Raw genomic sequence first — 9,165 nt, 5'->3', positions numbered from 1 at the left:
CGAGCAGCTCCGCCCAGGCGGCGTGCGCGTCCGCGCGGGCCCGGTTGGCGTCCGCGCTGACCACCACCGGACGTGCCCCCGGCTCGCTGTCGCCGTCGACCCTGGCGGAGGCCATCGCCCCGCTCGCCGCGCGGCCACTGCGTCGGCGGCGCAGGGCCATCCGGCGCAGCGCGGGCACCGCGAGCAGCACCAGCAGCGCCACCAGTCCCGCTGCCCACCAGGGCCAGACCGGTGGCTGCTCGTTCGGCGTCGTCCCGCCGAGAGAGAGCCCGTCGTCGGTGTCCCGGTCGGCGTTGTCCGGGCCGGTCGACTCCGTCGATGTGCCCGGGTCCGTCGGGGCGCTCGTGGCGCCGGAGCTCGGGCTGGTCGCCTCCGGCGCGTCAGTGTCCGGTGCCCAGGCCGACCGGGTGGAGCCGGGCACACCGTACGCCGGGGTGGCGTCGAACGGCACCCAACCGGCCCCGTCGAAGTAGACCTCGGTCCAGGCGTGCAGGTTGAGGTTCGTCAGCGTGAAGGTGTCACCGTCGCGCTTGCTGCCGTTGGTGAACCCGAACGCCACCCGGGCCGGAATGCCGGCCGAGCGGACCAGCCAGGCCATCGCGGCGGCGTACTGCTGGCAGTAGCCCACCTTGTTGGTCAGGAAGTTGACGATGTCCTGACCGCTGCTGCCGCTCTCGGTGCTCAACCGGTAGCTGAAACCGTTGTCCGCCGAGAAGTGCTGGTAGATCGACAGCACCCGGTCGTAGTCCGTGCGCTTGCCCTGGATCAGCCCCTTGACCAGCTCCTCCACCTCGGGCACCGGCCCGGGGGTGGCGGTCATCTGTCGGCGTACGGGGTGCTCGGTCGGCAGTGATCGCGCGGCCCGCAACGCCTCGGGCGTGAAGGTCGAGCGGACGTAGTCGAAGGAGTACTTCCGACCGCGGGAGTTCTCCCGGTTGGAGAAGACGACCTGCTGGTTGGCGTCGTAGAGCCAGTTGTCGCTGAGGTCGTCGGCGCGGGTCGGTTCGGCGTACACCGGCATCAGCGCCATGCTCAGGCTCTTGGTGACCTCGACGGTCGCCTGGTAGGTGGTCTGCTTCACGCCGGGACCGGCCCGGTCGGCCGGGTTCGGCAGGTCCCGGTTGACCGACCGGCCGCTGGGGTTGCGCGCCTGGAAACCAGCGGGTCGTAGCTCGTCGGCGACCGCGTAGCGCAGGTAGAACGGGTTCTGCTCGGACGTCTTGACCTTCACCAGGTCGGCTACCTGGGACTGGTTGAGCTGACCGGCGAGCGAGGCGAACAGGTCGATCCGACCCGACGTGCCGCCCGAGCCGGACCCGTTGCCGGTGCCGTTGCCCGGCCCTCGGCTGAGCGAGTCGAGCAGCCCGCCGGTCATTCCGGGCACCGCCAGCGGCAGCACCACCGCCAGGGCCACCCCGACCGCCGCGAGCCGGCGGCCGGCGGACGCCAGCGGAGAGGCCTCCCACACGTCGACGTCGCGGCCATCACCGGTGAACCGCCGCCCGAAGCGGCGCACCCGGTCGACGTTGTCGGTGACCAGCAGCCAGAGGTAACCGGCGGCGCCCACCACGAACGGCACCGCGGGGACGCTGTCCACGTAGACGGCGACCGGCACCGAGTAGATGGCGAGCATCGGCAGCCCCGCCAGTGCGGGCCGGCGCAGCCCCACGGCCAGCACGTCCACCAGCACGGCGACCCCGCCGACGCCGAGCACGGCGATGAACAGCAACGGGTCGGTGTCCGGGACCTCGACCCCGTACGAGCGCATGTCCTGCATGGAGCCGGCGAGCAGGTCGCCGAAGTACGCCAACGTGCCCGGCGTGGGCAGGATCGCGAACAGCTCCTGGCCGCTGGGGAACAGCCAGGTCAGGGCGAGCATCAGCCCGGCCAGCATGCCCAGCACCTGACCCCACAGCGGTGCCCGGGCGAGGCGGGTCAGCGCGGCCACCCCGGCCACCACGGCGACCGCGATGATGGATTCGATCAACCATGTCCAGCCCTGGAAGATGGCCGACAGCGGCGCGGCGGCCAGCAGCGTGGCAGCGGCCGCCACCATGCCGATGTTCCGACTGCTGATCATGAGGGGAGCCTTCCGTTCATCGCACACCGCCGGCGACCGTCTCGGCCAGCGCGGCCCGCAGGGCGAACCCCTGGGCGCCCCGACCGACCTGCGGCCACAGCGCCGGCAGCCGGCCGCCGTGGTCGACGCCGACCACCCGCCAGCCACTCTGCAACATGGCGAGGACGGCGGCGGCGTGGGCGTGCTCCGCCTCGTTCCGCGCCTTCTCCGGCAGGCTGAGCCAGGTGGAGCTGTTCAGGAGGAAGCCGACACAGGTGGCGCCGTTGCCCCGCAGCCCGGCCAGCACCTCCGCCTCGGCGACGCTCACCGTGCCGAACAGGCCGATGATCAGACCGCCGTCGGCGCGTTGGCGGACCCGCTGCACGAGGCCGGTGACCTCGGCACGCTGGTCCAGTCGGACCTCCGCGAGGTGATCGAGCAGCGTGCCGTCCCCGCCTGCCTCCGAGGCGTCCACATCTGCCCCCGAGCCGGTGACCAGGCGCAACTTGTAACCGGCCTGCCGCAGGTGGACGGCGATGCTCGCGGCGGCCGAGACCGACCACTCGAAACTGGCGGTCGGCCCCTCGCCCCGGTGGCCGTACGCCCGGGTGTCCAGGACGACGGTGGCCCGGCTCTCCCACGGTTGCTCCTCGCGGCGCACCATCAGCTCACCGGTGCGGGCGGTGGACTTCCAGTGCACCCGGCGCAGGTCGTCGCCGCGCCGGTACTCCCGGGTCGCCGCGTCGTCCTCGCCGTGCACCGCCACCGAGCGGGCCCGGCTGTCGCCGCTGCCCGCGTACTCCCCGGGAAGCCGGACCGACGGCAGCGGGGTGACCTGCGGGATGACCGTCAGGTGGTCGGTGCTGGGGAAGGAGCGGGTGAGTTCACAGAGGCCGAACGGGTCGGTCATCCGGACGACCAGCGGGCCCACGTCGTAGCGGCCCCGCACGTCGGCCCGCACCGTGTACGCCACCGAGCTGGCCTGGTGTGCGCCGAGCCGCTCCAACACCACCCGGGGCCGGCTGCCCAGCGCGTAGGGCAGCCGGTCCTCCAGGAGCAGGGTGCCGGTCGGCAGCCGGGAGAGGTTCTGTAGGCGCAGCACCACCCGGGAGTTGGCGCCGACCGGAACCCGGTGCGGGTCCAGCGAACGGTTGCAGGCCAGCTTGTAGCGGCTCCGCCCGACGTAGGCGGCGGCCAGCAACGGCAGGATGGCCAACAGCACAGCCACCCGGAGCAGGTCCTTCTCGCCGAGGATGCCGGCTGAGATCGCCGCCGCGACCGCAGCGGCAAGGAAGGACCGCCCGCGGGTGGTCAGCCCGCGTAGCCCGGCACGCACGTCATGGCCTCCGCGGCTCGTAGGGTGCGCGACCGTTGCCGGTGGCGGGGGGCCGGGTGTCGTACGGATTGCGCTGCCTGTCGTGTGGCAGCGGCAGGCGGTGCACCAGCTCGGAGACGATCGCGTCGGTGGTGCGCCGGGCGAGCTGCGCGTCGGCGGTCGGGATGATCCGGTGGGCCAGCACCGGCACCGCCAGGGCCTGCAGATCGTCGGGGAGAACGTAGTCGCGGCCCTCCAGGGCGGCGACCGCCCGGGCGGTGCGCAACAGTTGCAGGGTCGCCCGGGGGGACGCGCCGAGCCGGAGGTCGGGGGCCTCGCGGGTGGCGGTGACCAGGTCGATCGCGTACTGCTTGACCGCGTCCGCCACGTGCACCTGTCGGACGGTGGCGATCAGCTGTCGGACGATGGCCGCGTCGGAGACCGCGCGCAGCTCGTGCAGCGGGTCGGTGCCGCCGTGCCCGTCGAGCATGGCCAGCTCGGCGTTGGAGTCCGGGTAACCCATCGCGATGCGGGCGGTGAACCGGTCGCGCTGCGCCTCCGGCAGCGGATAGGTCCCCTCCATCTCGATCGGGTTCTGGGTGGCGATCACCATGAACGGGGTCTGGAGCTGGTACGTCACCCCGTCGACGGTGACCTGCCGCTCCTCCATGCACTCCAGCAACGCCGACTGGGTCTTCGGCGAGGCCCGGTTGATCTCGTCGCCGACCACCAGGTTGGCGAACACGGCACCGGGGCGGAACTCGAAGTCGTGCGTCTCCTGGTTGTAGACGCTGACCCCGGTGACGTCGCTGGGCAGGAGGTCGGGGGTGAACTGGATCCGTCGCACCGTGCAGTCGATGGACCGCGCGAGGGCCTTGGCAAGCTTGGTCTTGCCGACACCCGGGACGTCTTCGATCAGGAGGTGACCCTCGGCGAGCAGGACGGCAAGGGCGAGCCGCACTGTGGCGGTCTTACCCTCGATGACCTGCTCGATGTTGGCCACGATGGCCTCGCTGGCGGCTCGGAACTCGTCGTGCGGCAACAGGCCGCCCACCTCGTCCCAGGTCTGTTGTGTCACGGGCCTCCTCCTCGTCGCCGTCACGGCAGCTCTGTAGAGAGCACCTGGACCCGCCGTTGGGTTCGCGACGTCGAGCCTCGTTTGCCGCAGGAATCTCACTAGTCTCTCAGGCTAACCATGTTTGTCGTTATCGCCGACCCCCGCAGGTAGTCCGTCGGTTACGCACCGATATTCGCCAGCTCGGGGGAACGGGTTCGACACCGCCCGGGGGCCGGCAGGGCGCACCGTGGAAGAGGTACACTGCGGGCATGGCCGGAGTCTTCCTGCTTCTTACCGGGCCGTGCTGATGCGCTGAACCCAGCGACAGCACGGCGGCCCCTCCTGCGCGAGGGGCTTTTTTGTGCCCTCCGCCGGCCCGGCCCGGTGGTGCCGAGACGAAGCGAAGCGAAGCGAGGAGAGACGATGAGTGAGGCAGCCGCACCGGCGGGCGACATCCCCCCGTTCCGGTACACCGCGGCCCTGGCCGACGAGATCGAGATACGTTGGCAGGACACCTGGGCGCGCGAGGGCACCTTCCACGCACCGAACCCGACCGGCCCGCTGGCCGACCCGACCCACCCACGTGCCGGCGCGGAGAAGCTGTACGTGCTGGACATGTTCCCGTACCCCTCCGGGGCGGGCCTGCACGTCGGCCACCCGTTGGGCTACATCGGCACCGACTGTTACGCCCGCTACCAGCGGATGGCCGGCCGCAACGTGCTGCACGCGATGGGCTTCGACGCGTTCGGCCTGCCCGCCGAGCAGTACGCGGTGCAGACCGGCACCCACCCCCGGACCACCACCGTCGCGAACATCGAGCGGTACAAGGCGCAGCTGCGCCGGCTGGGGCTGGCGCACGACGAGCGCCGCTCGGTGGCCACCATCGACACCGACTTCTACCGCTGGACCCAGTGGATCTTCCTGCAGATCTTCAACTCCTGGTACGACCGCGACGCTGGCCGGGCCCGTCCGATCGCCGAGCTGATCGCCGAGTTCGAGGGCGGTAACCGGCCCACCCCGGACGGCCGCGCCTGGGCCGAGCTGAGCGTCGCCGAGCGCCGCCAGGTCGTCGACGACCACCGCCTGGCGTACGTCTCGCAGGCGCCGGTGAACTGGTGCCCGGGGCTGGGCACCGTGCTGGCCAACGAGGAGGTCACCGCCGACGGCCGTTCCGAGCGGGGCAACTTCCCGGTCTTCAAGCGCAACCTGAAGCAGTGGATGATGCGGATCACCGCCTACGGTGACCGGCTGCTGGACGACCTGGACAGCCTGGACTGGCCCGAGCCGATCAAGCTGATGCAGCGCAACTGGATCGGCCGCTCCCAGGGCGCGCACGTCGACTTCCCGACCAGCGCGGCACCGGTGCGGGTGTTCACGACCCGTCCGGACACCGTCTTCGGGGCCACCTACATGGTGCTGGCGCCCGAGCACGAGCTGGTCGACACGCTGGCCCCGGCCAGCTGGCCGGACGGGACGAGGGACGCCTGGACCGGTGGGCACGCCAGCCCTCGGGAGGCCGTCGAGGCGTACCGCAAGGCGGCGGCCGCCAAGACCGACGTCGAGCGGCAGTCCGACACCAAGGAAAAGACTGGCGTCTTCATCGGCGCGTACGCCACCAACCCGGTCACCGGTGGGCAGATCCCGATCTTCATCGCCGACTACGTGCTGGCCGGCTACGGCACCGGCGCGATCATGGCGGTGCCGGCGCAGGACGAGCGGGACTGGGCGTTCGCCGAGGTCTTCGAGCTGCCCATCGTGCGTACCGTGCAGCCGGCGGAGGGCTTCGACGGCAAGGCGTACACCGGGGACGGCCCGGCGATCAACAGCGCCGCGCCCGAGCGCGGCCTGGACCTGAACGGCCTGGGGGTCGCCGACGCCAAGGCGGCGATCATCGCCTGGCTGGAGGCGAACGGGCACGGCACCGGCGCGGTGACCTACCGGCTGCGCGACTGGCTGTTCTCCCGGCAGCGTTACTGGGGCGAACCGTTCCCGATCGTCTACGACGAGACCGGCGCGGCCATCGCTCTGCCGGAGGAGATGCTGCCGGTCGAGCTGCCGGAGGTTGACGACTTCTCCCCGAAGACGTTCGACGCCGACGACGCCGGCAGCAACCCGGAGACCCCGCTGTCGCGGCGGCGCGACTGGGTCGAGGTCGAACTGGACCTGGGTGACGGGCCGAAGCGCTACACCCGGGAAACCAACGTGATGCCGCAGTGGGCCGGCTCCTGCTGGTACGAGCTGCGCTACCTGGACCCGACCAACAGCGAGCGGTTCGTCGACGCGGAGAACGAGCGGTACTGGATGGGCCCGCGCGGCGACGGCGACTGCGGCGGCACCGACCTGTACGTGGGTGGCGCCGAGCACGCCGTGCTGCACCTGCTGTACGCGCGGTTCTGGCACAAGGTGCTGTTCGACCTGGGGCACGTGTCGTCGTTCGAGCCGTTCCGCAAGCTGTTCAACCAGGGCATGATCCAGGCGTACGCGTACACCGACTCGCGCGGCAGCTACGTGCAGGCCGAGGACGTGGTCGAGCGCGACGGCGCGTACTACCTGGAAGACCTGGTGGTCAACCGCGAGTACGGCAAGATGGGCAAGTCCCTGAAGAACGTGGTGACCCCCGACGACATGTGCGCCGCGTACGGCGCGGACACCTTCCGGGTGTACGAGATGTCGATGGGCCCGCTGGAGGTCTCCCGCCCCTGGGAGACCCGGGCGGTGGTCGGGTCGTACCGGTTCCTGCAGCGGGTGTGGCGGGCCGTCGTCGACGAGCAGACCGGCGCGCTGCGGATCACCGAGGACCCGGCCGACGAGGCGACCCGCCGGCTGCTGCACACCGTGATCGACGGGGTCCGTGGTGACATGGACGGCATCCGGTTCAACACCGCGATCGCCAAGCTGATCCAGCTGACCAACGGGCTGACCGGCCTGTCGGCCACGCCCCGCGAGGTGGCCGAGCCGCTGGTGCTGATGGTCGCGCCGTTCGCCCCGCACCTGGCCGAGGAGCTGTGGCGCAAGCTGGGCCACGACACCTCGCTGACGTACGCGGACTTCCCGACCGCCGATCCGGCGCTGCTGGTGGCCGACACGGTTACCTACCCGGTGCAGGTCAACGGCAAGGTCCGCGGCCGCGTCGAGGTCCCCGCCGACGCCTCCGAGGAGAGCGTCCGCGCGGCGGCCCTGGACGCGGTGGCGACGACCCTGAACGGTAGGGAGCCGCGCAAGGTCATCGTGGTCAAGGGCCGGATGGTCTCGGTCGTCGCCTGACAACGGTGCCCCGTGTCGTGAGCGGCACGTACCGTGACGTCCGCCGAAGCGAACACTGGAACGAGCGTGATGACTCAGAGGCATCAATATGTCTCTGAGTCATCACGCTCCGACTCGTCCGCCGTCCGTCTGACGCCCGGCGCGAACCGGTGCCGCCCAGCCGGGGTGAGCGCGGCCCACCGCTCCCCGGGCGCCTGCGTCAGGCGACTGCCCCGAATCGCGTCCCGCCAGCTCGCTGGCATGGCGACAGGGCAGAAGTCGGGTCAGACCGGTGTGGTGCGACGGCGGCGGCGCTCGGCGCGCCACCACTGGTGGATGAGCACCAGGCTGGCGATCAGGCCGAGGCTGGCCGGGGCGGCGGCGTACCAGTTGACGTGGCCGGGGGAGCTGACCGCAGCGCCGATCGCCGCGTACCCGAAGGCGGTCGGCGCGGACGCGATCACGCTGCCGGCCAGGAACGGCAGCACTCGGGCGCCGGTCGTGCCGTAGCCGTAGCTGACCAGGCCGAACCCGGCGATCGGCAGCAGCCGGACGGTCACCACACCGAGCACGCTCTGCCGGGCGAACCAGCCGTCGAGGCGGGCCAGTCGACCGCGGACGCGTTCGGCCACGAACTCCCGACCGAGCAACCGGCCGACAGTGAACCCGATCGCCGCCGCCACCAGCGCGGCGCCCAGGGCGTACGCGGCGCCTTCCAGCGGACCGAAGATCGCACCTGCGGCGAGCGTGATGAAGGTGCGGGGCACCAGCGCGACGAGCAGTAGCGCACCACCGAGGATCGCCGCCACCGGGGCGAGGTCACCCAGCCGGTCGGCGACCAGCGGCAACTGCGCCGGATCCGGCCGGGGCACCAGCAGCAGCAGTAACCCGCACCCGCCGATCAGCAGCACGAGCAGGGCGAACCGGGCGGCCGACGGCTGCCGGAGCAGCCGCCGGACGGCACGGATCATGCCCGAGCGGCGGCCACTGCGGAGCGGCGCTCGTTGCGGAGCCGGTCCGACCAGGTGTCGTCCAACGGCGGGAGCTGGTGTGCCCCGGTGGCCCAGCGCAGCAGCAGGTCGGCCAGGGCCGGGTTGCGAGCCAACGCCGGCCCGTGCGAGTAGGTGCCCAGCAGCTTGCCGCGCCACGCGCCCTCGGTGGCGCTGTCGTTGCCTACTCCGGCGGTGACCCGGGCCAGCGGGGAGACCTCCGGACCGAGGTGGGTGCGGCCGCCGTGGTTCTCGAAACCGGTCAGCGGGGGCAGGCCCAGCCGGGGGTCGATCTCACCGGCCAGCTCGCCCACCGCCCGGCTCTCGCCCCGGTCGGAGTGCAGGTCGAGCAGCTCCAGCCCGCGGCACTGCACACCCTTGGCGAAGAACGAGGTGCCGAGCAGCTGGTAGCCGGCGCAGACGCCGAACACCACCGAGCCCTGCGCGACGGCGCGGTGCAGGCCGCCGTCGGCCAGCAGCCGCTGGGCGCCGAGCGCCTGCG

At 71.8% G+C, this 9,165-nt stretch carries 6 protein-coding genes; 1 reads left to right on the top strand and 5 read right to left on the bottom strand.

Features of this window, described 5'->3' with window-relative positions; translation table 11 throughout:
- The 3 genes from ABZ749_RS21440 to ABZ749_RS21430 all read right to left on the bottom strand — a co-directional run.
- Nucleotides 1-2,080, bottom strand: a 2,080-nt coding sequence (locus ABZ749_RS21440; protein ID WP_357230261.1) for a DUF3488 and transglutaminase-like domain-containing protein, incomplete at its 3' end; no start/stop codon positions are given.
- 16 nt (nucleotides 2,081-2,096) lie between these two features.
- Nucleotides 2,097-3,395 carry a DUF58 domain-containing protein gene (locus ABZ749_RS21435; RefSeq protein WP_357206159.1) on the bottom strand — a complete coding sequence of 433 codons (1,299 nt, stop codon included), beginning with the start codon at nucleotides 3,393-3,395 and terminating at the stop codon, nucleotides 2,097-2,099.
- 1 nt (nucleotide 3,396) lies between these two features.
- A complete protein-coding gene (locus tag ABZ749_RS21430; protein WP_355007681.1) occupies nucleotides 3,397-4,452 on the bottom strand; it encodes a MoxR family ATPase in 1,056 nt (351 codons plus the stop codon).
- Nucleotides 4,453-4,854: 402 nt separating this feature from the next.
- On the opposite strand from ABZ749_RS21430, the gene leuS reads away from it, so the two are divergent.
- Complete coding sequence (gene leuS / locus ABZ749_RS21425; protein ID WP_357230259.1) at nucleotides 4,855-7,695, top strand: leucine--tRNA ligase; 2,841 nt, start codon at nucleotides 4,855-4,857, stop codon at nucleotides 7,693-7,695.
- Nucleotides 7,696-7,958: 263 nt separating this feature from the next.
- Here the strand turns inward: leuS and ABZ749_RS21420 are convergent, their stop codons facing one another.
- Complete coding sequence (locus tag ABZ749_RS21420) at nucleotides 7,959-8,645, bottom strand: VTT domain-containing protein (protein ID WP_357230257.1); 687 nt, start codon at nucleotides 8,643-8,645, stop codon at nucleotides 7,959-7,961.
- A partial coding sequence (locus ABZ749_RS21415) for a glutamine amidotransferase (protein WP_357230255.1) occupies nucleotides 8,642-9,165 on the bottom strand: 524 nt, incomplete at its 5' end. The genes ABZ749_RS21415 and ABZ749_RS21420, both read right to left, overlap by 4 nt.

Source organism: Micromonospora sp. NPDC047753 (assembly GCF_040642735.1).
In the GTDB taxonomy this organism is placed as follows: Bacteria; Actinomycetota; Actinomycetes; order Mycobacteriales; family Micromonosporaceae; genus Micromonospora.
The sequence above is the reverse complement of the archived record's forward strand: the minus strand, read 5'-3'. Positions and strand labels throughout refer to the sequence as shown.

Excerpts from the sequence above, each read along its gene's own strand:
- leuS (WP_357230259.1), top strand. The coding sequence starts at position 4,855 with ATGAGTGAGGCAGCCGCACCGGCGGGCGACATCCCCCCGTTCCGGTAC.
- ABZ749_RS21420 (WP_357230257.1), bottom strand. The coding sequence starts at position 8,645 with ATGATCCGTGCCGTCCGGCGGCTGCTCCGGCAGCCGTCGGCCGCCCGG.